General features: G+C 71.2%; 26 protein-coding genes. 14 read left to right on the top strand and 12 right to left on the bottom strand.

Annotated elements, in window-relative coordinates:
• Positions 1-24: 24 nt before the first annotated feature.
• The 3 genes from paaI (at position 25) to Dfulv_RS36395 (ending at position 4,068) form a co-directional block, all read left to right on the top strand.
• On the top strand, positions 25-414 hold the full coding sequence (gene paaI / locus Dfulv_RS36405; RefSeq protein ID WP_259868662.1) for a hydroxyphenylacetyl-CoA thioesterase PaaI: 390 nt from the start codon (positions 25-27) through the stop codon (positions 412-414).
• 149 nt (positions 415-563) lie between these two features.
• Positions 564-2,837, top strand: a complete 2,274-nt coding sequence (locus Dfulv_RS36400; RefSeq protein WP_259858372.1) for an excinuclease ABC subunit UvrA — start codon at positions 564-566, stop codon at positions 2,835-2,837.
• Between the two features lie 106 nt (positions 2,838-2,943).
• A complete protein-coding gene (locus tag Dfulv_RS36395) occupies positions 2,944-4,068 on the top strand; it encodes an FAD-dependent oxidoreductase (protein WP_259858371.1) in 1,125 nt (374 codons plus the stop codon).
• A 14-nt stretch (positions 4,069-4,082) separates the two neighbouring features.
• On the opposite strand, the gene Dfulv_RS36390 is transcribed toward Dfulv_RS36395, so the two are convergent.
• The 3 genes from Dfulv_RS36390 to arfB are packed head-to-tail and all read right to left on the bottom strand — an operon-like array spanning position 4,083 to position 5,882.
• Positions 4,083-4,727: an NAD-dependent epimerase/dehydratase family protein gene (locus Dfulv_RS36390; protein ID WP_259858370.1), complete on the bottom strand. Its 645-nt coding sequence runs from the start codon at positions 4,725-4,727 to the stop codon at positions 4,083-4,085.
• 7 nt (positions 4,728-4,734) lie between these two features.
• On the bottom strand, positions 4,735-5,445 hold the full coding sequence (locus tag Dfulv_RS36385; RefSeq protein WP_259858369.1) for an RlpA-like double-psi beta-barrel domain-containing protein: 711 nt from the start codon (positions 5,443-5,445) through the stop codon (positions 4,735-4,737).
• 11 nt (positions 5,446-5,456) lie between these two features.
• Positions 5,457-5,882 (bottom strand): alternative ribosome rescue aminoacyl-tRNA hydrolase ArfB, encoded by a 426-nt coding sequence (gene arfB, locus Dfulv_RS36380; protein WP_259858368.1) that lies wholly within the window; start codon positions 5,880-5,882, stop codon positions 5,457-5,459.
• 123 nt (positions 5,883-6,005) lie between these two features.
• On the opposite strand from arfB, the gene Dfulv_RS36375 reads away from it, so the two are divergent.
• Both Dfulv_RS36375 and Dfulv_RS36370 read left to right on the top strand, forming a co-directional pair.
• Complete coding sequence (locus tag Dfulv_RS36375; protein WP_259858367.1) at positions 6,006-6,413, top strand: ATP-binding protein; 408 nt, start codon at positions 6,006-6,008, stop codon at positions 6,411-6,413.
• Between the two features lie 9 nt (positions 6,414-6,422).
• Positions 6,423-6,989, top strand: a complete 567-nt coding sequence (locus Dfulv_RS36370) for a GNAT family N-acetyltransferase (RefSeq protein WP_259858366.1) — start codon at positions 6,423-6,425, stop codon at positions 6,987-6,989.
• On the opposite strand, the gene Dfulv_RS36365 is transcribed toward Dfulv_RS36370, so the two are convergent.
• Together Dfulv_RS36365 and Dfulv_RS36360 are read right to left on the bottom strand one after the other, a co-directional pair.
• Positions 6,971-7,342 (bottom strand): YchJ family protein, encoded by a 372-nt coding sequence (locus Dfulv_RS36365; protein WP_259858365.1) that lies wholly within the window; start codon positions 7,340-7,342, stop codon positions 6,971-6,973. The two genes, Dfulv_RS36370 and Dfulv_RS36365, sit on opposite strands and share 19 nt — an antisense overlap.
• 2 nt (positions 7,343-7,344) lie before the next feature.
• Positions 7,345-8,274, bottom strand: coding sequence for an AraC family transcriptional regulator (locus tag Dfulv_RS36360; protein WP_259858364.1), 930 nt, complete (start codon positions 8,272-8,274; stop codon positions 7,345-7,347).
• Between the two features lie 82 nt (positions 8,275-8,356).
• On the opposite strand from Dfulv_RS36360, the gene Dfulv_RS36355 reads away from it, so the two are divergent.
• Positions 8,357-8,842 carry an anthrone oxygenase family protein gene (locus tag Dfulv_RS36355; RefSeq protein WP_259858363.1) on the top strand — a complete coding sequence of 162 codons (486 nt, stop codon included), beginning with the start codon at positions 8,357-8,359 and terminating at the stop codon, positions 8,840-8,842.
• A 15-nt stretch (positions 8,843-8,857) separates the two neighbouring features.
• On the opposite strand, the gene Dfulv_RS36350 is transcribed toward Dfulv_RS36355, so the two are convergent.
• Positions 8,858-9,553 (bottom strand): RICIN domain-containing protein, encoded by a 696-nt coding sequence (locus Dfulv_RS36350; protein WP_259858362.1) that lies wholly within the window; start codon positions 9,551-9,553, stop codon positions 8,858-8,860.
• A gap of 153 nt (positions 9,554-9,706) precedes the next feature.
• Between Dfulv_RS36350 and ald the strand changes: the two genes are divergently transcribed.
• The 3 genes from ald to Dfulv_RS36335 are packed head-to-tail and all read left to right on the top strand — an operon-like array spanning position 9,707 to position 12,404.
• The gene (ald, locus tag Dfulv_RS36345) at positions 9,707-10,822 is read left to right on the top strand and encodes an alanine dehydrogenase (RefSeq protein ID WP_259858361.1); all 1,116 of its coding nucleotides are present in this window, start codon (positions 9,707-9,709) and stop codon (positions 10,820-10,822) included.
• A 9-nt stretch (positions 10,823-10,831) separates the two neighbouring features.
• The gene (gene xerD, locus Dfulv_RS36340; protein ID WP_344405581.1) at positions 10,832-11,785 is read left to right on the top strand and encodes a site-specific tyrosine recombinase XerD; all 954 of its coding nucleotides are present in this window, start codon (positions 10,832-10,834) and stop codon (positions 11,783-11,785) included.
• A 37-nt stretch (positions 11,786-11,822) separates the two neighbouring features.
• On the top strand, positions 11,823-12,404 hold the full coding sequence (locus Dfulv_RS36335; RefSeq protein ID WP_259858360.1) for a TetR/AcrR family transcriptional regulator: 582 nt from the start codon (positions 11,823-11,825) through the stop codon (positions 12,402-12,404).
• A 90-nt stretch (positions 12,405-12,494) separates the two neighbouring features.
• On the opposite strand, the gene Dfulv_RS36330 is transcribed toward Dfulv_RS36335, so the two are convergent.
• The 4 genes from Dfulv_RS36330 to Dfulv_RS36315 form a co-directional block, all read right to left on the bottom strand.
• Entirely contained in the window at positions 12,495-12,716 is a 222-nt protein-coding gene (locus Dfulv_RS36330; protein ID WP_259858359.1) for a hypothetical protein, read from the bottom strand.
• Between the two features lie 226 nt (positions 12,717-12,942).
• Entirely contained in the window at positions 12,943-14,142 is a 1,200-nt protein-coding gene (locus Dfulv_RS36325) for a hypothetical protein (RefSeq protein WP_259858358.1), read from the bottom strand.
• Positions 14,069-14,695, bottom strand: a complete 627-nt coding sequence (locus Dfulv_RS36320; RefSeq protein WP_259858357.1) for a SigE family RNA polymerase sigma factor — start codon at positions 14,693-14,695, stop codon at positions 14,069-14,071. Before Dfulv_RS36320 ends, Dfulv_RS36325 begins: the two co-directional genes overlap by 74 nt.
• A gap of 67 nt (positions 14,696-14,762) precedes the next feature.
• On the bottom strand, positions 14,763-16,037 hold the full coding sequence (locus tag Dfulv_RS36315) for a serine/threonine-protein kinase (protein ID WP_259858356.1): 1,275 nt from the start codon (positions 16,035-16,037) through the stop codon (positions 14,763-14,765).
• Between the two features lie 168 nt (positions 16,038-16,205).
• Between Dfulv_RS36315 and Dfulv_RS36310 the strand changes: the two genes are divergently transcribed.
• The 4 genes from Dfulv_RS36310 to Dfulv_RS36295 all read left to right on the top strand — a co-directional run bounded on the left by Dfulv_RS36310 (position 16,206) and on the right by Dfulv_RS36295 (position 20,767).
• On the top strand, positions 16,206-17,141 hold the full coding sequence (locus tag Dfulv_RS36310) for a ParA family protein (RefSeq protein WP_190248004.1): 936 nt from the start codon (positions 16,206-16,208) through the stop codon (positions 17,139-17,141).
• A 35-nt stretch (positions 17,142-17,176) separates the two neighbouring features.
• Positions 17,177-18,097 (top strand): segregation and condensation protein A, encoded by a 921-nt coding sequence (locus Dfulv_RS36305; RefSeq protein ID WP_259858355.1) that lies wholly within the window; start codon positions 17,177-17,179, stop codon positions 18,095-18,097.
• A 1,151-nt stretch (positions 18,098-19,248) separates the two neighbouring features.
• A complete protein-coding gene (gene scpB, locus Dfulv_RS36300; RefSeq protein ID WP_259858354.1) occupies positions 19,249-19,989 on the top strand; it encodes an SMC-Scp complex subunit ScpB in 741 nt (246 codons plus the stop codon).
• Positions 19,976-20,767: a pseudouridine synthase gene (locus Dfulv_RS36295; RefSeq protein ID WP_259858353.1), complete on the top strand. Its 792-nt coding sequence runs from the start codon at positions 19,976-19,978 to the stop codon at positions 20,765-20,767. The genes scpB and Dfulv_RS36295 overlap by 14 nt, the downstream gene beginning before the upstream one ends.
• 41 nt (positions 20,768-20,808) lie before the next feature.
• On the opposite strand, the gene Dfulv_RS36290 is transcribed toward Dfulv_RS36295, so the two are convergent.
• Positions 20,809-21,585, bottom strand: a complete 777-nt coding sequence (locus Dfulv_RS36290; protein ID WP_259858352.1) for an ABC transporter permease — start codon at positions 21,583-21,585, stop codon at positions 20,809-20,811.
• On the bottom strand, positions 21,582-22,517 hold the full coding sequence (locus Dfulv_RS36285) for an ATP-binding cassette domain-containing protein (RefSeq protein ID WP_259858351.1): 936 nt from the start codon (positions 22,515-22,517) through the stop codon (positions 21,582-21,584). The genes Dfulv_RS36290 and Dfulv_RS36285 overlap by 4 nt, the downstream gene beginning before the upstream one ends.
• A gap of 90 nt (positions 22,518-22,607) precedes the next feature.
• On the opposite strand from Dfulv_RS36285, the gene Dfulv_RS36280 reads away from it, so the two are divergent.
• A complete protein-coding gene (locus tag Dfulv_RS36280) occupies positions 22,608-23,606 on the top strand; it encodes a helix-turn-helix transcriptional regulator (protein ID WP_259858350.1) in 999 nt (332 codons plus the stop codon).

The raw sequence follows: 23,606 nt of genomic DNA, 5'->3' as shown, positions 1-23,606 counted from the left end.
CTGGCCCGTGCCTGCGCCGACGCCATGTATGCCGAGGACATCGCGTCGCGGTCCCTCGGCATCACCATCGAGGGCGTCGGCCCGGGCCGGGCCACGGCCCGCATGACCGTGCGGGACGACATGCTCAACGGCCACGCCATCGGCCACGGCGGGTTCGTCTTCCTGCTGGCGGACACGGCGTTCGCGTTCGCCTGCAACACGTACGACGAGCGGACCGTGGCGGCGGGCTGCGACATCGAGTTCCTGTCGCCGGCCCGGTCCGGCGACGTCCTGACGGCCACGGCGGTGGAGCGGATCCGCCGTGGCCGCAGCGGGCTCTACGACGTGACGGTCCGCCGCCCGGACGGCGAGGTGGTGGCCGAGCTCCGCGGCCGGTCCCGCGCGATCGGCGGCGCCCTGCTCGGCGACCGGTAGCCCCGGCGGGGCACCCGGTGGCCGGGCCGGAGCGGCGCCGGCCGGTCACCGCCCGGCGCGACGTCCTCGGACCTCCGCCTCCGGCCGAGGTCCTGTTCGAGCCGCGCTGATCGGCGAAAATTGTCAGAGCCGTCATCTACTGTGGCCCGATGCATGTCGCAGACAGTCATGACCTGATCAAGGTCCACGGGGCCCGCGAGAACAACCTGAAGAATGTGACCGTCGAGATCCCCAAACGACGGCTGACGGTGTTCACCGGGGTGTCTGGGTCCGGCAAGAGCTCACTCGTGTTCGGCACGATCGCCGCCGAGTCGCAGCGGCTCATCAACGAGACCTACAGCGCGTTCGTGCAGGGCTTCATGCCCAGCCAGTCCCGGCCCGACGTCGACCTGCTCGAAGGGCTGACCACGGCGATCATCGTCGATCAGGAGCGGATGGGCGCCAACTCCCGCTCCACGGTCGGCACCGCCACCGACGCCAACGCGATGCTGCGGATCGTGTTCAGCCGGCTGGGCGTGCCGAGCGCGGGGCCGGCCTTCCACTACAGCTTCAACGTGCCCGCGGGCGCGTGCCCGACGTGCGAGGGCATGGGCACCGCGACCGACATCGACCTCGACGAGCTGTTCGACCGGGACAAGTCGCTCGCCGAGGGCGCCATCACCATCCCGGGGTACAACGCCGACGGCTGGCTGGTGCGCATCTTCTCGGCGTCCGGCTTCGTCGACGCCGACAAGCCGATCCGCGACTACACCGACCAGGAGCTGCACGACTTCCTCTACAAGGAGCCGGTCAAGGTCAAGGTTGACAACATCAACATGACCTACGAGGGACTCGTCCCCCGCGTCCAGAAGGCGTTCCTGCAGAAGGACAAGGAGGCGCTGCAGCCGCACATCCGCGTCTTCGTCGATCGCGCCGTCACGTTCACCGCGTGTCCCGAGTGCGGCGGCACGCGGCTCAACAAGGCCGCGCTGGACTCGCGGATCGGCGACCTCAACATCGCCGACGCGTGTGCCATGCAGATCAGCGACCTCGCCGAATGGGTCCGCAACCTCACGGATCGTTCGGTCGCGCCGCTCCTGGTGACGCTGCAGCAGACCCTCGACTCCTTCGTCGAGATCGGGCTCGGCTACCTCAGCCTCGACCGCCCCTCCGGCACGCTGTCCGGTGGTGAGGCGCAGCGCACGAAGATGATCCGGCACCTCGGGTCGAGCCTCACCGACGTGTCGTACATCTTCGACGAGCCCACGGTGGGGTTGCACCCGCACGACATCCAGCGGATGAACGGGCTGCTGGTGCAGTTGCGCGACAAGGGCAACACCGTGCTGGTCGTCGAGCACAAGCCGGAGACCATCGCGATCGCCGACCACGTGGTCGACCTCGGGCCGGGTGCGGGAGGTGCCGGTGGCACGGTGTGCTTCGAGGGCACCGTCGACGGGCTGCGCGCGAGCGGGACGCTGACCGGTCGCCACCTCGACTACCGGGCCAGGCTCAAGCCGGAGACCCGCACGCCGACCGGCACGCTCGCCATCCGGAACGCGACCCGGCACAACCTTCGCGACGTCAGCGTCGACGTTCCGCTCGGTGTGCTGTGCGTCGTGACGGGGGTCGCCGGGTCGGGCAAGAGCTCGCTCATCCACGGCTCGATCCCGAAGGGCGCCGGGGTCGTCTCGGTGGACCAGACCGCGATCCGGGGTTCACGCCGCAGCAACCCGGCGACGTATACGGGCCTGCTCGATCCGATCCGGACGGCCTTCGCGAAGGCCAACGGCGTCAAGCCGGCGCTGTTCAGCGCGAACTCCGCGGGCGCGTGCCCGAACTGCAACGGCAACGGCATCATCTACACCGACCTGGCGATGATGGCCGGTGTCGCGACGGTGTGTGAGGAGTGCGAGGGCAAGCGGTTCCAGGCCGCCGTCCTCGAGTACAAGCTCGGCGGCAAGGACATCAGCGAGGTGCTCGCGATGTCCGTCACCGAAGCGGAGGAGTTCTTCGCCGCCGGCAAGGCGAAGTCGCCGGCCGCGCACGCCGTCCTGGCGCGGATGGAAGACGTCGGGCTCGGCTACCTGACCCTCGGCCAGCCGCTCACCACGCTCTCCGGTGGCGAGCGGCAGCGGCTCAAGCTGGCGATCCACATGGCCGAGAAGGGCGGTGTCTACGTGCTCGACGAGCCGACGACCGGCCTCCATCTCGCCGACGTCGAGCAGTTGCTCAAGCTGCTCGACCGGCTCGTCGACGCCGGCAAGTCCGTGATCGTGATCGAACACCACCTCGCGGTGATGACCCGTGCCGACTGGATCATCGACCTCGGGCCCGGTGCGGGACACGACGGCGGGAAGGTGGTCTTCGAGGGCACGCCCGCGGACATGGTCGCGGCCCGCTCGACCCTCACCGGCGAGCACCTTGCGACGTATGTGGGGGCATAGGCCCCCGGTTCCCGAGTGTGGCGACGATGTGGAGGTCCGGGGCGGGTAGCGTGCAAACGATCGCGCCGGCGGGACGTCGCACCTACCGTCACAAGGTGTGCAGACCGTGGATGTACTGGTTGTGGGTGCGGGCCTGGCCGGCCTGCACACGGCTCGCCTGCTCGCGCGCCGGGACCTGAGTGTGATGGTGGTCGACAGCCGCAGGTCGCTGTCGTCGGGCGTCCGCACGACGGGGATCTTCGTGCGCCGCACGCTCGACGACTTCGACCTGCCGGACCACCTGCTCGGCCCCGGCGTCCGGGACGTGTTGCTGTATCCGCCGTCGCGGCGGGCACCGGTCCGGCTCACCAGCGACCGGGACGAGTACCGCGTGGCCGACATGGCGGGCGTCTACGAGCACGCCCGCCGCGCGGCGGAGGCGGCCGGGGCGCGGGTCGTCCTGGGCGTGCGGTATGCCGGCGCCTCGACAGGTCTGGTGCGGTTCGCGGGTGCGGAACCGGTGACGGCCCGGTTCATCGTCGGCGCGGACGGCGCCCGCTCCCGGGTGGCCCGCGATCTCGGCCTGGACGTCAACCGGCGCTTGCTCGTCGGTGCCGAGATCGTCCACCCGATCGCGTCGGGCACCACCACCCCGGCGTTCCACTGCGTGCTGGATCCCCGGGTGGCCCCGGGATACCTGGGCTGGGTCATCGACGACGGTCGGCACGCGCACGTCGGCGTCGCGGGATATCCGGGCGGGATGCGCACCGGCATCCGCCACCTGCTGGACGAGTTCGCCGCGGACGCGCCGGGCCGCGCGGCGCCGGCCGGTCCGATCGAGCGCCGGGGCGGTCCGATCCCGGTCGGGGGTGTGCTACGACGGTTGGCGTGCCCCGCCGGTCTGCTCGTCGGGGACGCGGCGGGCGCGGTGTCGCCGCTGACGGCCGGTGGGCTGGATCCCTGCCTGCGCATGTCCGAGCTGGCCGCGGCGGTCACCGCCGGATACCTGCGCACCGGCGACCAGCGCATCCTCAGCCGATACGACGGGGGCGCGTTGCGGACCCGGTTCCGCGGCCGGCTGTTGCTGCGCCGCGTGTTCGCCGGCATCCGGTCCCCCGCCGCGGCGGAGGCGGCAGTGGCCCTGCTGCGTGGTCGTGCCGGTCGCCGCGCGGCGGCGCGGGTCCTGTTCGGCGACGGCTCGTTTCCCGACGTCAGCCCGCTGCTCGTGAGCCCGGCGATCGACCACCCGTGACGCGGAAGACCCCGTCAGAGGGCGGCGATGTCCCTCGACTGCAGGACGTGCTTGTCCGATCCCTCGCGGGCGACCCGCAGCATCGCGCGGCCGATCTGCTCCGTCGTCGTGACGATGCCCGGTGCGAGCCGGACCAGCAGCGCCGACAGCGGGGTGAAGGCGACGTAGAGCGCGCGGTAGAGCCGCACCTTCGAGCGGGCGCCGTGCATCGGGCGGATGAAGCCGGGACGGAACGCGTAGACGCGGAGGTCCAGCGCCCGCACGTCGTCCTCCGTCCTGCCCTTGACCCGCGCCCACATCTGGCGGCTGTTGGTGTCGGTGCCGGCACCCGAGACGAAGACGAACGTCATGCCGGGGTGCTGGGCCGCCATCACGCGGGCCGCGGCGAGCGTGTAGTCATAGGTGATCCGGTGGTAGTCGGCCTCCGACATGCCGACCGAGCTGACGCCGAGGCAGTAGAAGCAGGCGTCGTAGGGCCCGAAGTCGACGCCGCTGAAGTCGGTGAAGTCGGGGTGGCGGAGTTCGCGCAGTTTGGGGTGTTGCTGGCCGAGTGGGCTGCGGGTCACCGCCAGCACCTCGTCGACGTCGTCCGCGAGCAGGCACTCCCGCAGCACGCCCTGCCCGACCATGCCGGTGGCGCCGAACACGATGACCTTCACACCGCAATCATGCCCGAACGACCGACAGCGTCGCGCCCTCCAGGGTCGTGTAGAGGTCGGAGTCGGTGAAGCCGGGGCCGGTCTCCTCGCCGATGTAGAGGTCGACGTGCTTGCTGCCGCCCAGGCCGGGCGTGAACTGGTCGACGATCGTCCAGGTGGGCTCCTTGAGGCGGGCGCACACCTCCGCCGTCACCTCGGCGGTGCCGCAGCGCAGGACGGTGAACCGGCTGCCCGCCCGCAGGACGTCGCTGTCGGCCGCCGCCGACACCCACGGCCGCAGCGGCCGGCCGTCCGCGTCGCGCGGGGCGGTGTCCATCCAGTAGCCGGTGTCGTGGGACCAGTTGAGGTACCGGCCGTCGGCGGTCTTGCCGGTGCCCTCGTTCTTGACCACGTCCACGAACGACGCGGGGAAGGTGCCCAGGTCCTGCTGGTCGACGCCCTGCTCGCAGTCGATCGTCGGGCAGCCGGTGACCCGGACCGTCGCGCCGCTGTGGAACGCGGCGACCGCCGTGTAGTAGACGGTGACCTCCCAGCCGGTCAGCTCGACCGGGCTCCCCGAGACCGCCGGAAGGCTCGGCAGTCCCGGGACGGCGGCGGTCTGCGGCGGGTGGCCGGGCGCTTCGCTGGCGGCCGCTTGGGGGTCGGAGGAGGGTGCGGTACCCCCGCACGACGTCAACAGCAGGCTCAATGCGATCAGGCAGACACGGCGCAGTACCACTCCGTGATTTTCTAATCCTCGGGGCGTCGGCGTTCCTGTTTCCGCAGTGAACGGCGCCTTTTGTCGCTGAGTCGCCGCTCGATGACCCCGCGTGACGGTTTGGTCCGTTTTCGTGGCCGGGGTGGCGGGGCGATCGCGGCGGCGATGACCGAGACCAGGCGCTCCTCGGCGGCGCGGCGGTTCTGCAGCTGCGAGCGGTGCTCGGAAGCGACGATCGACAGCACCCCGTCGACCAGCCGGCCGGCCAGCCGGTGCAGCGCGCGGGTCTTCAGCGGCTCCGGCAGCGCACCCGTCGCGGCCAGGTCGAACCGCAGCTCGACACGGGAATCGGTGGTGTTCACCGACTGGCCGCCCGGCCCGCCCGAGCGGCTGAAGCGCCACGTCAGCTCGGCACGGGGCAGGGTGACATCGGGTGTGACCCGCAGATCGTCGTCCACCTGCCAATCTTGCGTCGCCCGAATTGCATCTTGCACTTCAGGGTGACTTCGCCGACGCGCCCCCGTCGCCGGGGGGTACTCTCGGCGGGACGCAGCGGCGGGACGCAGCGGAAAGGTGACACCGTGGCCGATGCCGTTCAGACGACGGCACTGCTGGTCGAGGACTTCGACGCTGAGCAGATCACCGCGGTGCGGCATGCCGTGAGCCGTGGCGCCGCGGGTGCCGGCATGCACGGGCAGCGGCTCGAAGACTTCGTTCTCGCGGTCAACGAGATCGTCACCAACGCCGTGCGGCACGCCGGCGGTCGCGGGTCGCTGCGGATGTGGATCGTCGACGGCATGCTCGTGTGCGAGGTCACCGACAAGGGCGGCGGCATCCCGGCCGAGCGGATCGACGGGCAGGACCTCCCGCCCAGCTACGCCGTCAGCGGCCGCGGGCTCTGGCTGGCCCGGCACCTGGTCGACGAGGTCGAGCTGCGCACGGGTGCGGGCGGCACAATTGTGGTGCTGCGCAGCACCACCGACGGTTAACATCGCGGCGTGCTCCGTCCGACATATCCCTTGCGCACCGAACGACTGGTCCTGCGTCCGTTCGCCGAGGACGACCTCGCCGACCTGCACGCGCTGACGGGCGACCCGGAGGTCGTGCGGTACCTCTACTGGGAGGTCCACGACGAGGAGCAGACCCGCGAGGGGCTGCGCCGGCGGACGAGCCAGGGCGAGCTGACCGAAGAGGGCCAGTGGCTGGTGCTCGCGATGGACCTCGACGCCAAGGTCATCGGCCAGGTCGTGCTCAAGTGGACCAGCGTGGAGCACCGGCAGGGCGAGCTCGGGTTTGTGCTGCACCCCGCCTATCAGGGCAAAGGCTACGCCCGTGAGGCGTCGGAGGCCGTGCTGCGGCTCGGCTTCGAGGACCTCGGCCTGCACCGCATCATCGGTGCCTGCGACACCCGCAACGTGCCGTCCTGGCAGCTCATGTCCCGGCTCGGGATGCGCCGCGAGGCGCACTTCGTCGAGGACGAGTGGTTCAAGGGTGCGTTCGGCGACCAGTACATCTACGCGATGCTCGACCGTGAGTGGCGCGCCCGCTACAGCTCGTCGACGTAGCGCCAGGCCCCGCCGACCTTCACGAACCGGCTGCGGTCGTGCATCACGCCCGACCGGCCGTCCTGGGTGTACCTGGCGCGGAACTCCACGACACCCTCGCTGTCGAAGAGGCCGCCGCCCTCGCGCGCCAGGATGGTGAGCCTCTGCCAGGACTGGTTGCCCTCCAGCGTCAGGGCACGCGGGCGGGTCTTCTCGTGCCAGGTGCGCAGCAGGAAGGCGCGGTCGCCGACGGCGTACGCCGTGTAGCGTGCCCGCATCAGCAGCTCCGCGCTCGGCGGCTCGGCGCCGCGGTGGTACTGGCCGCAGCAGTCGTCATACGGCTCGCCGAGCCCGCAGGGGCAGTTCTCCGTCACGGTCACGATTGTCCCCGGTGCTGCTGGGGCGTCATGCCGCGGACCCGCTTGAACGCGGCGCTGAGCGCGAACGCGCTGCCGTAGCCCACCTGCCGGGCCACCGCGCCGAGCGTCGCACCGGGCTCGAGCAGCAGGTCGGCGGCGAGCGCGAGCCGCCAGCCGGTGAGGTACGCCATCGGCGGCTCGCCGACCAGCTCGACGAACCGCCGGGCGAGCGCCGCCCGCGACACCCCGACCCGCGCGGCGAGGCTCGCGACCGTCCACGGCGCCGCCGGCTCGTGGTGGAGCAACAACAGCGCCGGGCCGATCACCGGATCCGACTGGGCGCGGTACCACCCGGGCGCCGTGCCCGGCCGGGAGAGCCAGGTGCGCAGCGCGGTGATGAGCATCAGGTCGAGCAGGCGGTCGAGGACCGCCTCCTGCCCGGGCCGGTCCTTGGCGATCTCGTCGGCGAGCAGCGCGACAAGCGGCGTGTCCCAGTCCTCGCGCGGCACCACGAGCGCCTTCGGCAGGGCGCCGAGCAGCCGCCGGCTGACCTCGCCGGCCAGCTGGTAGGCGCCGGTCAGCAGCAGCGTCGGCCCGTTGGGGTCGTCGCCCCAGGTGCGCACGCCGAGGTGCATGAGCTCGCCGAGGTCCTGCCCGTCGGGCGTGGTGCAGCGTTCGCCGGGGTGGATGATGATCTGCGGCGGGGAACCGGGCGGATCGGCGACGGTGTAGTGGTCCGGTCCGCGCACGACGAGCACGTCACCGGGGCGCAGCTCGACGGCCTTATCCCCGTCCGGCAGGTACCACGCGGCGCCGCGCACCACCGCCGCCAGCGCGAGTGCGGCCTCGTCCCGGATGCGCAGCGACCACGGCGGGGTCAGCACGGAGCGCAGCAGGAACGCGCCGCGGGCCCGGGGGCCGTCGAGCAGGGCGGTCAGCGCGTCCACACGGACAACCTACGACGCTCGCGTATGGATCCGCGCGTCTCGGCCATGGTGCGTCTCGGGCTCAGCCGATTCACTGGTGTGTATGCAACAGCTGCGGACCATCGTCCTCGCCGCCGCGACCCTCCTGGTCGGCCTCTCGGCGGGCGTGTTCTTCGCGTACTCCACCTCGGTCATGCTCGCCCTGAAGAAGGTCGACGACCGGACGTTCGTCGACGTCATGCAGAAGATCAACATGGCGATCCTCAACCCGTGGTTCCTGACCGCCTACGTCGGCGCGCTGCTCACCGCCATCGCCGCGATCCTGCTCTACCTGTCCGGCGGCCACCGCGGCCCGCTGCCCTGGCTGATCGCCGCGGCGCTGCTCTACGGGGTGGCGTTTGTCGTCACGGCGGCCGTCAACGTGCCGCTCAACGACCAGCTGGCCGCCGCCGGTCCGGTCGACCGCATCGCGGATCCGGCCGCGGTACGGGCGAGCTTCGAGGCCGGCTGGGTCCGCTGGAACCTGATCCGGACGGTCGCCTCGGCGGGTTCCCTGCTCGCGCTGGCCATCGGGCTGCTGAGGCACTGAACCGGCGGCGGCGCGTTACTGCGTGACCTGCCAGCGCTGGTTGGCGGAGTTGTCGCAGTCCCACTGGCGGACCGCCGCGCCCGGGTTGGGGTTGCCGCTGTCGACGCCGATGCAGCGGCCGCTGTTGACGCTCACGAAGCGGAAGCCGTCGCCGTCGCGCTGCAGTCGCCACTGCTGGTTGGGGGCGCTGTGACAGTCCCACTGCACGATCGGCGCGCCGTTGTCCTTCGAGCCGCCGTTGACGTCGAGGCAGCGGTTGTCCTTGGCGTTGACGAACAGGAACGTGTCCTGGCTGTTGCCCACGATCTGCGGCACCCACAGCTCGGTGGGGTTGTTGGCGTCGCACGGCTGCTGGACCGCGTTGGCGCCGTTGCCCTCGTTGGTCTGCATGCACAGCCCGGAGTGCGAGGCCCGCAGTAGACTCGGCTTCACCTGCAGTAACGCCGCCGGTCGTGTCGGTGACGGAGTGGGTGAGGGAGCGGATGACGGCGGGGCCGAGCTCGGCGGTGCGGCCGACGACGTCTCCGGCGCCGGCAGGTCGGTCTGCTGCTGAGCGTTGTTCGAGCTTTGCGGCGAGTCGGAGGTGAACGCCCGCACGCCGAAGACCGCGCCGACGATGAGCGCCACCACCAGGAATGCGAACGCTCCCAGCAGCATCGGATCGAGCTTCGGGGCTGGCGGCGTCGGGCGTGGCCCTCCGTACACGGTCATGGCCGCACAGCATAGATCAGCCTTACGGCGGACAGTCTGTCAATCCAGGCCCGCAGGAGTTCACACAGTGCTGCCCGCAATCGCACTCCCCGGGCCATAAACTCCCGCTTGTACACACAGCGTGACGGATGCTGGTGGAGAGGGGTCCGAACAGTGAAGGTCGCAATTCCGCGCGAGATCAAGAATCACGAGTACCGCGTGGCGATCACACCGGCCGGCGTTCATGAGTTCGCTGCCAGCGGGCACGACGTTGTTGTCCAGGCCGGAGCCGGTGAGGGCTCGTCGATCACCGACCAGGAGTACCGCGAGGCCGGCGCCACCATCGTGTCGACCGCGGACGACACCTGGGCCGCCGGCGACCTGGTCCTCAAGGTCAAGGAGCCGATCGCCGAGGAGTACCACCGCATGCGCGAGGGACAGGTGCTCTTCACATATCTGCACCTGGCCGCGTCGCGGGACTGCACCGAGGCGCTGATCGACCGCAAGGTCACCGGTATCGCCTACGAGACGGTTGAGCTCGCCGACAAGTCGCTGCCGCTGCTCGCCCCGATGTCGGAGGTCGCCGGCCGGCTCGCACCGCAGGTCGGCGCGTACCACCTGATGCGTGCGGGCGGCGGGCGCGGCGTCCTGCTCGGCGGGGTCTCCGGGGTGTACGCGGCGAAGGTCGTGGTCATCGGTGCCGGCGTCTCCGGGCTCAACGCGGCCGCGATCGCGCTGGGCATGCAGGGCGAGGTGCTGCTGCTGGACAAGAACATCTCCCGGCTGCGCGGCGCCGATGCCATCTACCAGGGGCACCTGCAGACCGTCGCCTCGAACAGCTACGAGATCGAGCGCGCCGTCCTCGACGCCGACCTGGTCATCGGCGCGGTCCTCGTCCCCGGCGCGAAGGCGCCGAAGCTGATCAGCAACGACCTGGTGAAGCGGATGAAGCCGGGCAGCGTGCTCGTCGACATCTCGATCGACCAGGGCGGCTGCTTCGAGGACTCCCGGCCGACGACGCACGACGACCCGACGTACCGGGTCCACGACTCGATCTTCTACTGCGTGGCGAACATGCCCGGCGCCGTGCCGCACACCAGCACGTACGCGCTGACCAACGTCACCCTGCCCTACGCGCTCGAACTGGCCAACCGCGGCTGGCGCGAGGCGCTGCGCCGCGACCCGGCGCTGGCGCTCGGCCTGAACACGCACGACGGGCACGTGACCTACGGCCCGGTCGCCGACGCGCACGGCATGAGCCATGTGGCGCTGGCGGACGTCCTGGCGTAGAACGGTCAGGTGGCGGTCGACGGCACGGACGAGATCAGCGCGGCGCTGCGCCGTGCCGTCGACATGTACCTGGACCACCTGACCGTCGAGCGAGCGCTCGCGGTGAACACGCTCGCCTCGTACCGCCGGGATCTCGACCGCTACGTCGAGTGGCTGGCGGAGGCCGGGATCAAGGACCTCGCCGACGTGTCCGCGCGGGACATCGCCGGGCACGTCGCCGCGCTGCGCTCCGGCGAGCCCGCCCTGTCGGCGTCGTCCGCGGCCCGGGCGGCCAGTGCCGTGCGCGGCCTGCACCGGTTCCTGCTGCTGGAGGGCCTCGCGCCGAACGACCCCTCGCGCGAGGTGAAGCCGCCGTCGCTGCCGAAGCGGCTGCCGAAGGCGCTCGACGTGGACCAGGTCGCGCGGCTGCTCGCCGTTCCCGACGACAGCGGGCCGCTGGGCCTGCGCGACCGGGCGCTGCTGGAGTTCCTGTACGGCACCGGCGCGCGCATCTCCGAGGCGGTCGGCATCGCCGTCGACGACCTCGACCTCACCGGCCGGCACGGCATGGTGCTGCTGCGCGGCAAGGGCGGCAAGACCCGGCTCGTGCCGATGGGCAGCTACGCGCGGTCGGCGCTGGACGCCTACCTGGTCCGCAGCCGCCCGGTGCTCGTCGCCAACGGCCGCGGGGTGCCGGTCGTGTTCCTCAACGCGCGCGGCGGCGCGCTGTCCCGGCAGAGCGCCTGGACGATCCTGCGCAAGTCGGCGGTGCGGGCCGGGCTGCCAGTCGACGGCCCCACCGGCGTCTCGCCGCACACGCTGCGCCACTCCTTCGCCACGCACCTGCTGGACGGCGGCGCCGACATCCGCGTCGTGCAGGAGCTGCTCGGCCATGCCTCGGTGACGACCACCCAGGTCTACACGCTGGTCACGGTCGACAAGCTGCGTGAGGTGTACGCGACCGCGCACCCGCGGGCCCGCTGACCGTGCGGTCAACGGGTGTTGGCCTACGGTTGTGGGCATGACCGACAACCTGCCGCCGCGGCGCTCCGATGCCACCCGGGCCGGGATCCTCAAGGCGGCGCGGGCGCGGTTCGCCGCCGACGGGTTCCAACGGGCGACCATCCGCGCCATCGCCGCCGACGCGGGCATCGACCCGTCGATGGTGATGCGGTATTACGGCAACAAGGCGCAGCTCTTCGCCGCCGCGGTCGACGTCGACCTGCGGCTGCCCGACGTCGCCGCCGTCCCGCGCGAGCGGCTGGGTGAGGCACTGGTCACGCACTTCCTGCACCGCTGGGAGGGCGACCCGGCCGACGACGCGCTGCTCACGCTGCTGCGCTCGGCCGCGACCGACGAGACCGCCGCCGAGCGGCTCCGCGGGATCTTCCGCGACCAGATCCTCCCGTTGGTCCGGGGGTTCGCGGCCGACGAGGCCGAGGCCGCCGACCGCGCCGGCCTGGTGGCGACCCAGATGCTCGGCCTCGCGTTCTGCCGGTACATCCTGCGCGTCCCTCCGGTGGCCGGCATGCCGGCCGAGACGGTGGTGGCCCACGTGAGCCCCACGATCCACCGCTACCTCACGGCCCCCTCCCCGCGCTGATCTTGCCGGTGTGGTGCCTGACGAACCCGGACATCGTGGGGTGTCGAGGCACCACAACGGCAAGATCGACGCCTGAAGAGGGGAGCGGGGTTACTTGTGCCGGTTGTACTTCCTCGGGGCCTTCGGGTTGCTGCCCTTGCCGACGCCGCCGCGGCCGCCGGCCCGGTCGCCCGAGCCGGGCGGGAGGGAGCGGCTGGCCTGAGCGCGGCGGATCGCCTCGAGCGGGTTCAGCGGACGGTCCTCGGACTCCTCCGCGGACACCCGGTCGGAGTCGGCGGCGGGCGAGGACGGCTTAGTGGAACGAGCAGGCATGAGCGTCTCCTTCGCGGAAAACGTGCTGGAAGCGGCGAGCGGACAGGCTGCGGCCGCGCGGAGACGCGAAGCGGGATCTGCAGAAACCCACAACGGGGGCCGACCTGCTGCGTCAGGGCAGCGGCGGCACGCGCGGCGTCAATGGGCTCAGAAACGCATGCCAAGAACGGTAACAGCACCCCGCCGTCCGCGCACGCGGTTTTTCGGCGGGGCGCTGTTATCCGGGCTACTCGGTGAAGACCTCTGTCACCGGGGGCCAGTTGCCGGGGTCGTCGGGGTTCGCCGGGTCCATGAGTGTCGTCAGCTCCGCGGTCAGGCCGGGCGGGAACAGCTTCGTGCCGTCGCCCTCGACCCGCACGTACATCCGGTCGCTGACCGGGCGGGTGCACACCAGCGCGCCCGTCGTGCAGGCCGGTTTGACCGCGCTGCCGGTGGGAGCCGAAGGGTCACCGGGCTCGTTCACGCCGACGGACAGGGTGATCGCGCCGAGCGTCTCGAAGTCGATCATCCCGGTGAGCGGCGCCTGGGGCGGCTTCAGCGTGAGCCGGACCGACGAGATGAGCGTGCTGCCGTCGGGGGCGTCCTGGCCTAAGCTCGCCGCCACCAGGAAGTACCGCTGCGGCAGGGTCTTCAGCCGGAACCCGATCCGGAACTCCTTCGGCTGCGCGGGTGTGAGCCCGTCGGCGATGGCCGCCAGTTCCTCCACGGTCGGCGCGTCCTCCCACGACGACCAGTAGATCGCCGCCCAGGCGTCGTCGCTGTACTGCCAGGCCAGCGCCGGAATCACGCCGCCGAACTGGCCATACCGCTTCAGCACCTCCGGCGACGCGGGGGGCGTCTTCTGCCCGATGGCGTAGTGCAGCAGCCCGACGGACCCGCGCAGCTGGATCCTCTCCGACGGATCGAACACCGTCGGCTCGAACGTGTGCTCGCGGTACACGACGAGCACACCGCCCGGCGCACGGATACCGGACGCCCTCGTCTTGACCTCCGGCGTCGACGTCAACGGGGGCGGCGTGAACGGGGCCGGCGTGGACGACACCGGTGCGATCGTGGACTGCTGATAGGCGGTGGTCACCAGGTCCGGGTCGCTGACGACGTACCGCCCGGCGGTATAGCCCTGGTAGGTCGTGGTGAACGCGGACGCGGCGACGAACTCGGCCGGCGCCGCGGGCGAAGGCAGGGCCGGCAGGCGGCTCGGGTCGAGCGCGGGTGTCATCGGCTCGGGGTTGTTGAGCATCAGCACCGCCGCGACGGCTGCGATCGCGGCGACGACACCGCCGCCGGCCGACGAGAGGAGGGCGAGCTGGCGCCGGCGGTGCTCGAGGTGCCGGCCCGCGGCGGTGATGTCGTCAACGCTGAGCCGCGGTGGCGGCGCATCGTCCCTGGCCGAGGTCAGCAGAGTGCGCAGATCCTGTGGTGCCATGCCCTTCCCTCCTGTTCTCCTCGATGCCTGCGGGGTGACTGTCAGCAAGGCCGTCCGTGACCCGGAGCTCGTCCGTGCCGAGCAGCGCACGGAGCGCGGCGAGGCCCCTGGCGGTCTGACTCTTGACGGTGCCCGGCTGGCGGCCGAGCACCTCGGCGGTCTCTTCAACGCTCAGCCCCTCGTAGTAGCGCAGGACCAGCACGGCGCGCTGGCCGGGCGCCATCCGGGCGAGCGCCGCGCGGATGCGGATCCGCTCGTCGACCTGGTCGGCGTGGTCGGGCCCGGGCAGGTCGGGCAGGCTGTGCCCGGCCGACCGCTCCCGGCGGCGCCACGGCCGGCGGCTCTCGTCGACCAGGGCGTGCACGATCGCCCGCCGCACATATGCCAACGGGGTGTCGACCTTGGTCCAGCGCACGTACAGCTTTGCCAGGGAGGCGGCCACGGCGTCCTCGGCCGTGTGCCAGTCCCCGCACGTCAGGTAGGCGAGCGAGCGCAGCCCGTCGAATCGCGCGGTGACGAAATCCCGGAAGTGCGCCTCGTCGTCTTGGTTCACCCGTCTGGGCTCCCTTCGTCCGGGGGTAGACGGAGTCGGCCCGGGAAGGGTTGCACGTCTCGGTGCACTACGGCGTCGGGGATTTGTCCGGTGTTGGGGACTTGTCCGGCGACGGCGGCGGGGCGTCCGACGTCGGACCGGGCGCGGCGGACGACTGCGGAGGCTCACTCTGCGGTGCGGGGGAGCTGGGTGCCACGGACGAGGCGGTCGCCGAGGCCGGCGCCGACGTGGATGTCGATCCGGCACGCGTCGTGGCCGCGCCGTGTGGTCCCGGCGTCGACGCCGCCGGGACCACACCCGCGGATTTGCTGGGGACGGCGGCGGGACTGTTCCCCGAGTCCAGGACCTCGCGGGTCAGCGCGACCACGGCCAGGATCACCCCGCCGGCGAGGGCGGCCAGGGCCAGGCCGACCGCCACCAGGAACCACGCCGGGCGGCGCGGCGCCTCGTCGTCGTCCGGGTCGTGCGCAACCAGTTCGGCCGTGTCGGAGACCGACGGTGACGACGCGCGCACGGCACGTACGACCCCGTTCTGAGCCTCACGGGCCGCGACGGCCATCGCGGCGGCCGAGGGGAATCGGGCCTCGGGGTCCTTCTCCATCGCCCGCTCGACCAGCGCCCGCGCCGCGACGGGGAGGTCATCGGGCAGCGGTGGCGGCTCCTCGTGCAGGTGCTTGACCGCGATCTCCAGCGGCGAGTTGCCGCTGAACGGCGGTGCGCCGGTGAGGCAGTGGTACGCCACCGCGCCGAGCGCGTAGACGTCCGTCGCCGGCGAGATCGCCCCGCCACGTGCCTGCTCGGGCGACATGTAGAGGGCGGTGCCGATGACCGCGTTGACCTTCGTGACGGACGTCACGGACGACGAGCGGGCGACACCGAAGTCGACCAGCGTCACCGTGCCGTCGTCGGCCACGAGCAGGTTGCTCGGCTTCACGTCGCGGTGGATGACGCCCTTGGCGTGCGCGGCCTGCAGCGCCTCGGCCGCCTGGGCCACGATCGTGAGTGTCTCGTCGACCGGCAGCGCACCCTCGCGGGCGATCCGCTCACCCAGCGGCCGCCCGGCGACGAAGGCCATGACCAGGAACATCGTGCCCTCGGACGTCTCGCCGTAGTCGTAGACGCCGACGACACCCGGATGCCCGATCGAGGCCATGATGCGCGCCTCGGCGCGGAACCGGCTGCCGAACTCGCCGTTGCCCGTGTGCCCCGGCAGCAGCACCTTGACCGCGACCGTCCGGCCGAGTGTCGTATCGGTGGCGCGGAACACCTGCCCCATGCCGCCGCTGGCGACGAACTCCTCGAGGCGGTAACGGTCGCCGAGCACGTCCCCTGGTCCCAACACGTGGATGACCGTACCCAACGATGAGCTTCGCGACACGCCGAGGCGCACTGCGCGATATGTACCCTGCATTGACGTACAGTCGGGCAACGGCCGACTCGCTTCCTCAGATCGCCGACGCCGATCGGCCCGAGGGTGGAGACGGCCCGCCGCGGAGGGGCGAAGATAGCGATGACAGGCATGGGTGACCAGGCGGAGTCGTGGACCACCACGATGCGCGCCGAGCAGGCATCGCTTGACCTCGGTGCGGAGTTGGGTCCTGCCGACCCGACGGCATACACGATGCGCAAGCCGATTCCCGAGCCGATGCCGATGGACCGGCACGGCCCGGCGCGGATCATCGCCATGGCCAACCAGAAGGGCGGCGTGGGCAAGACCACGTCGACCATCAACCTGGGCGCGGCGCTGGCGGAGTACGGGCGGCGGGTGCTGCTCGTCGACTTCGACCCGCAGGGCGCGCTCTCGGTCGGACTCGGGGTGAACCCGCACAATCTCGACCTGACGATCTACAACATCCTGATGGACTCGGATGTGACGGTCGAGGACATCCGGATCAAGACGGACATCGCGGGCCTGCATCTGCTGCCGGCCAACATCGACTTGTCCGCCGCCGAGATCCAGCTCGTCACCGAGGTCGCGCGCGAGATGGCCCTGGCCCGGGTGCTGCGGCCGGTGCTCAAGGAGTACGACTTCATCCTGATCGACTGCCAGCCCTCTCTCGGCCTGCTGGCGATCAACGCGCTCACGGTGGCGCACGGCGTGATGATCCCGCTGGAATGTGAATTCTTCTCACTTCGTGGCGTCGCGCTGCTGCTCGACACCATCGACAAGGTGCGCGAGCGGCTCAACTTCGACCTCGAGCTCGAGGGCATCCTCGCCACCATGTACGACAGCCGCACCACCCACTGCCGCCAGGTGCTCCAGCGGGTCGTGGAGGCGTTCGGCGACAAGGTCTACCAGACCGTGATCACCAAGACGGTCAAGTTCCCCGAGTCGACCGTCGCCGGCGCGCCGATCACCGTGCTCGATCCGGCCTCCTCGGGCGCCCGTAACTACCGGCAGCTCGCCCGTGAGGTGATCGCCCAGCAGGCCGAGCGGCGCTTGTAGCGGGCTCATCGCGGTTCTTGCGCTACGTTTCTCCGGTGACCGATCCTGCAGCCGCGCCTCCTGCCGAGTTGGAGGCCGCCCCCGCATCGGGGTTCCAGGTTCGGCTGGCCAACTTCACCGGGCCGTTCGACCTGCTGCTGCAGCTCATCGGCAAGCACAAGCTCGACGTCACCGAGGTCGCGCTGCACACGGTGACCGACGACTTCATCGCGTACATCCGGGCGATGGGCGACGACTGGGACCTCGACGAGGCGTCGGAGTTCCTCGTCGTCGCCGCCACGCTGCTCGACCTCAAGGCCGCCCGCCTGCTGCCGTCGGCGACGGTGGAGAACGAGGAAGACCTGGCCCTGCTGGAGGCGCGGGACCTGCTGTTCGCGCGACTCTTGCAGTACAAGGCCTTCAAGGAGGCGGCCGCGCACATCTCCGGCCTGGAGGCGGTGGGCTCGCGGCGCTATCCGCGGTCGGTGTCGCTCGAGCCGCGGTACGCCGAGGCGCTGCCGGACCTCGTGCTCGGCGTCGGCCCGCAGCGGCTGCTGAAGCTGGCGCTGAAGGCGTTCACGCCCAAGCCGCCGCCGGTCGTGTCGATCGCGCACATCCACATGGTGCGGGTCAGCGTGCGGGAGCACGCCAACATCGTGAAGGACCGGCTGATCGAGCAGCGCGAGGCGACCTTCAGCGCCCTGTGCGTGGACTGCGGCTCGACGCTCGAGGTGGTGGCCCGCTTCCTGGCGCTGTTGGAGCTGTACCGGGAAAACCTGGTGAGCTTCGAGCAGGTCCAGGCGCTGGGGGAGTTGGTGGTCCGCTGGATCGGCACCGACGACACGGACGTCTCGATCGAGGTCGAGGAGTACGAGGGCGCGCCTGCTCCCGGGCCGTCAACGCCTCCGGAGGGCTCTCCGGCGGCTGAGCCGGCGACGGTGGGCGCGGCTGACGTGGACAGCGAGGTGGACGAGTGAGTCAAGACGACCGGTGGTCGCTTGCCGACCAGGCGGCAAACTGGGTGCCGCCGTGGGAGCGCCCCAAGCCCCCGGCCGCGGAACCTCGCGCTCCCGAGCCGCCTGCGGAACCTGCTGATGCTGTTGGGAGCGCGGAGCTTGTCGAGCGCGCGGAGCCTTCGGACGCCGCTGCCTCGGACGCCGCTGCCTCGGAGACGGCCGATTCGGGCACGGTTAGTTCGGACGTGCCTGCCTCGGACGTGCCGGCCTCGGAGGTGGCTGGTTCGGAGGTGGCTGCCTCGGAGACGGCTGCCTCGGGGGTGGCTGGTTCGGACGCGGCTGGTTCGGGGGTGGCTGGTTCGGACGTGGCTGCCTCGGAGACAGCCGATTCGAGCACGGTTGGTTCGGAGGACGCTGTTTCGGAGACTGCCGGGGAGGCGGCTGCCTCGGAGCTCTCCGCTTCGGACGCGGCTGGTTCGGCTGCGGCTGGTTCCGAGATCGCTGTTTCGGAACCCGCTGACGGGGCGGTCGAGTCCGAGGGTGCTGGTTCGGGGGTGGCTGGTTCGGGCCTGGCGGGTTCCGAGATCGCTGTTTCGGAACCCGCTGACAGGGCGGTCGAGTTCGAAGGCGCTGGTTCGGAGGCGGTCATTTCGGAGCCTGCCGCTCCGGATCGCTCCAAGCCCGCTCTGGATTCCTCCGAGCTCGAGTCCAAGTCGGAGCCCGAGTCCGAGCCCGAGCTCAAGCCCGAGTCCAAGTCGGAGTCCGAGTCCAAGTCGGAGTCCGAGCCCGAGTCCAAGTCGGAGCCTGAGTCCGAGCCTGAGTCTGAGTCCGAGCCCAAGCCCGAGCCGGAGTCCGAGTCCGAGTCTGCTGCCTCGGACGGCGCTGCTTCCGAGGCGAGTGCATTCGAGATCGCTGTTTCGGGGCGCATCGCCTCGTCGTCCGCCGAGAAGTCGGGGGAGAAGGTCGCGGATCCTGCAGCCGAGTCGATCGACGCCACCGCCGCGGAGTGGGCCGGGGAGGCGGGGCGGGCCGAGGGCACCGGGCGGGCCGGTGAGACAGAGCGGGCCGAAGGGACAGAGCGGGCCGGGGAGACCGGGCGGACCAAGGAGACAGGGCGGACCGAAGAGCCTCTCGGCTCTGACGTTCCCTCGGGTCGCTCCAAGCTTCCGGACATGCGCGCCGGCGGCGATGCGGTCGCGGGGGCTACGGGTCAGGGTGTGGAGTCTTCTGGTCGCCAGGGCGACCATAGCGCTCCACAGGGAGACGACGGCCAGTTGATCTTGGAGGGTTTCGGCCCCCGGGAGGGCTCGAATGCTCCAAGATCTGATGGTGGCGACCTTGGTGCGCCAGAGGTGCCGGCTGCCATGTCCGACGCCGAGCTGCGCGGGGCGGTCGAGGCCATTCTGCTCGTCGTCGACGAACCCGCCACCGAAGTTACCCTCGCCCAAGTGCTCGAACAGCCCGTCGATCGGGTGCGTGGGGTGCTCGAGGACATCTCCAGGCAGTACACCTCCCTGGGGCTTGGATTTGATCTTCGACGTGTCGCCGGGGGCTGGCGGCTGTACACCCGGCCCGAGTATGCGACCTACGTCGAGAAGTTTGTCCTCGACGGGCAGCAGGTCCGGCTGACGCAGGCGGCGCTGGAGACACTTGCCGTGGTCGCGTACAAGCAGCCGGTGACCCGGTCCCGCATCTCTGCCATCCGGGGGGTCAACTGTGACGGTGTGGTCCGTACGCTGGTAACGAGGGGCCTGATCGAGGAGGTCGGGAGTGAGCCCGAAAGCGGGGCGCATCTCTACCGCACGACCACGCTGTTCCTGGAGAAGCTTGGCCTGGACAGTGTCGACCAGTTGCCCCCGCTCGCCCCGTTCCTTCCCGACGACATAGATGAGATCGCCGATGCCCAGCGCTGATGCTGAAGAGTTCACCGCGTCCGCCTTCGACGCCCCACCGGACGCGCAGCCGCCGCGTAACGACGAGCGGCTACAGAAGATCCTCGCCGCCGCCGGACTGGGGTCACGGCGCACCTGCGAGCGCCTGATCGACGAGGGGCGCGTCACCGTCAACGGCAAGGAGGCCACGCTCGGCGACAAGGCCGACGCGATCCACGACGCGATCCACGTCGACGGGCAGCGGCTCATCACCGACACGCGGATGGTGTATCTCGCGCTGAACAAGCCGCGCGGGGTCGTGTCGACGATGGACGACGAGAAGGGCCGCGACGCGATCGCCGACTTCCTGCCGAACATCACGACCCGGGTGTTCCACGTCGGCCGGCTCGACGCCGACAGCGAGGGACTGCTGCTGCTCACCAACGACGGGGGGCTCGCGCACAAGCTGATGCACCCGTCGTATGAGGTGGCGAAGACCTACCAGGCGGAGATCCAGGGCCCGGTGCCGCGTGCGATGGGGCGGCAGTTGAAGGCCGGCGTCGACCTGGAGGACGGCCCGGTCAAGGTCGACGCGTTCCGGGTCGTGGACGCATACGGCAAGGTGGCGCTCGTCGAGGTTGTCCTCCACGAGGGCCGCAACCACATCGTGCGGCGCATGTTCGACGCGGTCGGCTTCCCGGTGCAGCGGCTGATCCGCACCCAGATCGGCCCGATCCGGCTCGGCGACCTGCGACCGGGCCGCACGCGGCACCTGTCGCAGGCCGAGATCGGAGCCTTGTTCAAGGCCGTCGGCGAGTGACGTGGTCGCGGGCGCCCCGCTGACCGGGGCGCCCGCGATCGTCAGGTGGACCGGTGCATCGCCCGGATGCCGACCCACAGCCCGACCAGCGCCGTCGCCGCCGCGGCCACGAAGCCCCAGGCCACCGCCGGTTCGGCGATCCGGCCGGCGAACAGCAGGCGCTCGGCCGTCACCATGTGCGCGAGCGGGTTGAAGTGCGCCACCGCCCGCATCCACCCGGGGCCGGTCTCCAGCGGCAGCAGCATGCCGGACAGGATCATGAGCGGGAACAGCAGCGTCTGGTGGACGACCCAGAACATCCAGTCGGTCCGCCGCACCGCGACCGCGAGGGCGTAGCTCAGCGAACCGAGCCCGACACCGAACAGGGTCAGCAGCACCAGGCCGAGGAGCGCGCCCGCCGGGTGCAGGTCGAACCCGAACGGCAGCATCACCAGGACGATGACGAGCGCCTGGCCGGCGAGCGGCACCATCTCCTTCAGCGCCCGCCCGACGAGCAGCGACTGCCGGCTGAGCGGGGTCACGAGCATCCGCTCGTGCGACCCGGTGAGGAACTCGCCGAGCAGGTTGGCACCCACCGTCGAGGTGCCGAAGAGCGTCGTCATGACGAGGATCGCCGGGACGAACCACTGCCAGACGTCCGAGCCGAGCCCGCCCGCCTGGCCGCGCAGCGAGCCGGCGAGCAGCGGGCCGAAGAGCGCGAGGAACACCAGCGGCTGGATCATGCCGAAGATCAGCGAGAACGGCGAGCGGATCAGCGGCCGCAGTTCCCGGCCGGCGACGATGCCGACGTCCCGGAAGGAGGTGGCGAGCGTGGTCATGAATTCTCCCGCAGGTTGCGTCCGGTCAGGGCGAGAAAGACGTCGTCGAGCGTCGGCCGGTGGACCTCGGCGGTCCGCAGCAGCCCGCCGGCGGCGTGGACGAGCTCGGGCAGGGCGGACGGTCCGTCGTTGACGCGGACCTCGATGCCGCCGTCGGTCACCGCCAGGTCGCGCGCGCCCGGCAGCGCGGCGGCGATCGGGGCCAGCGCCCGGCCGGCACCGGAGGCGACGATCCGGTCGCCGGCCAGCTTGGCCTTGAGGGCCGTGGGGGTGTCGTCGGCGATCACCTCGCCGTGGTCGACGATGACGACCCGCTCGGCCATGGTGTCGGCCTCGTCCAGGTAGTGCGTCGTCAGCACGACGGTCATGTCGGACTCGGCCCGCATCCGCAGGATGTGCGCCCACAGGTTGGCCCGGTTCTGCGGGTCCAGGCCGGTCGACGGCTCGTCGAGGAACAGCAGTGACGGTGCGTGCACGAGTCCGATCGCGACGTCGAGCCGCCGGCGCTGGCCTCCGGACAGGTCGGTGACCTTCCGGTTGCCGAGGTCGGCCAGGTCCAGTGCCGCCAGCAGTTCGTCGGACCGCTGCCGAGCCGTCTTGCGGTCCAGGCCGTAGATCCGGCCCTGTACGCACAGTTCGTCGCCGACCAGCTGGGTGTGGGCGGCGCCGTTGCCCTGCCCGACGTACCCGATGTGCCGGCGCACCTGCGCGGCCTCGCTGACGACGTCATGGCCGGCGACGGTCGCCGTGCCCGACGTCGGCGTGATGAGGGTGGTGAGCATCCGCATGGTCGTGGTCTTGCCCGCGCCGTTGGGGCCGAGGACGGCCACCAGCTCGCCGGGCCCGATATCGAGGCTGATCCCTCGTACGGCATGGACGGTGGTCTTCCGGTTGACCACGAAGTCCTTGGTCAGCGCTCGGGTGCTGATCACTGTTCGGCTCCTCTCGGATCGGCCTGCACCGAGGAGCTTTCCCGGGGATGCGGACAGCCTCTGTCCTCATCGCCGGTGATACTGGGTGCCATGTTGGAGACCTCGGCCCGCCTGCTCGCCCTGCTGTCCCTGCTGCAGGCCCGCCGCGACTGGCCCGGGCGGACGCTCGCCGACCGCCTGGAGGTCAGCCCGCGCACGGTCCGCCGTGACGTCGACCGGCTGCGTGAGCTCGGCTATCCGGTGCAGGCCACCCGCGGCCCGGACGGCGGTTACCGCCTCGACGCCGGCTCGGAACTGCCGCCGCTGCTGTTCGACGACGACCAGGCGGTGGCCGTCGCGGTGGCGCTGCAGACGGCGACGATGACGGTCCAGGGCGTGGAGGAGGCCGCGCTGCGCGCGCTGGCGACCGTCCGGCAGGTGATGCCCGCCCGGCTGCGGCACCGCGTCGACGCGCTCCGGGTGACGCGGGTCGCGAAGGGCAACCAGCGCGAGGCGAACGTCGACACGGAGGCGCTGCTGGCCATCGGGACGGCGGTGCGGGCGCGGGAGGTGCTCCGGTTCGACTACACCGGGCGGCGGGAGTTCCTGGAGGGGGAGCAGGTCCGGCCGCCCCGCCGCACGGAACCGCACCATCTGGTGACATGGGGTGGCCGGTGGTACCTCATCGGCTGGGACCTCGACCGCGGTGACTGGCGCACGTACCGCGTGGACCGGATGGCGCCGCGGTCGCCGAACGGCCCGCGGTTCACGCCCCGGCAGCTGCCGGCACCGGACGTGGCGGCGTTCATCGCCGAGCGGTTCGAGGGCCAGGATCCGTTCCCGTGCCGGGGGAGCGTGATCCTGCAGGCGCCCGCCGCGGCCGTCGAGGAGTGGGTCCGCGGCCAGGCGATCGTGGAGGTCGTGACGCCGGAGCGCTGCCGGGTGACGATGGGCAGCTGGTCGTGGACCGGCCTGGCGGCGTGGTTCGGGATGTTCGACGTCGACCTGGAGATCGTCGGCCCGGCGGAGCTGCGCTCCGCGGCGGAGATGCTGGCCGGCCGCTTCGCGCGAGCGGCGGCTGTGCGTGATGCGACCGATCTGATTCGATAA

This window comes from Dactylosporangium fulvum, from assembly GCF_025137375.1.
GTDB lineage: Bacteria > Actinomycetota > Actinomycetes > Mycobacteriales > Micromonosporaceae > Dactylosporangium > Dactylosporangium fulvum.
The sequence above is the reverse complement of the archived record's forward strand: the minus strand, read 5'-3'. Positions and strand labels throughout refer to the sequence as shown.

Coding starts and splice junctions, on each gene's coding strand:
- Dfulv_RS36355 (WP_259858363.1), top strand. CDS start 8,357: ATGCAACAGCTGCGGACCATCGTCCTCGCCGCCGCGACCCTCCTGGTC.
- Dfulv_RS36295 (WP_259858353.1), top strand. CDS start 19,976: ATGCCCAGCGCTGATGCTGAAGAGTTCACCGCGTCCGCCTTCGACGCC.
- paaI (WP_259868662.1), top strand. CDS start 25: ATGTATGCCGAGGACATCGCGTCGCGGTCCCTCGGCATCACCATCGAG.
- Dfulv_RS36330 (WP_259858359.1), bottom strand. CDS start 12,716: ATGCCTGCTCGTTCCACTAAGCCGTCCTCGCCCGCCGCCGACTCCGAC.
- Dfulv_RS36325 (WP_259858358.1), bottom strand. CDS start 14,142: ATGGCACCACAGGATCTGCGCACTCTGCTGACCTCGGCCAGGGACGAT.
- Dfulv_RS36400 (WP_259858372.1), top strand. CDS start 564: ATGCATGTCGCAGACAGTCATGACCTGATCAAGGTCCACGGGGCCCGC.
- Dfulv_RS36310 (WP_190248004.1), top strand. CDS start 16,206: ATGACAGGCATGGGTGACCAGGCGGAGTCGTGGACCACCACGATGCGC.
- Dfulv_RS36335 (WP_259858360.1), top strand. CDS start 11,823: ATGACCGACAACCTGCCGCCGCGGCGCTCCGATGCCACCCGGGCCGGG.
- Dfulv_RS36290 (WP_259858352.1), bottom strand. CDS start 21,585: ATGACCACGCTCGCCACCTCCTTCCGGGACGTCGGCATCGTCGCCGGC.
- scpB (WP_259858354.1), top strand. CDS start 19,249: ATGCGCGCCGGCGGCGATGCGGTCGCGGGGGCTACGGGTCAGGGTGTG.
- Dfulv_RS36280 (WP_259858350.1), top strand. CDS start 22,608: ATGTTGGAGACCTCGGCCCGCCTGCTCGCCCTGCTGTCCCTGCTGCAG.
- Dfulv_RS36350 (WP_259858362.1), bottom strand. CDS start 9,553: ATGACCGTGTACGGAGGGCCACGCCCGACGCCGCCAGCCCCGAAGCTC.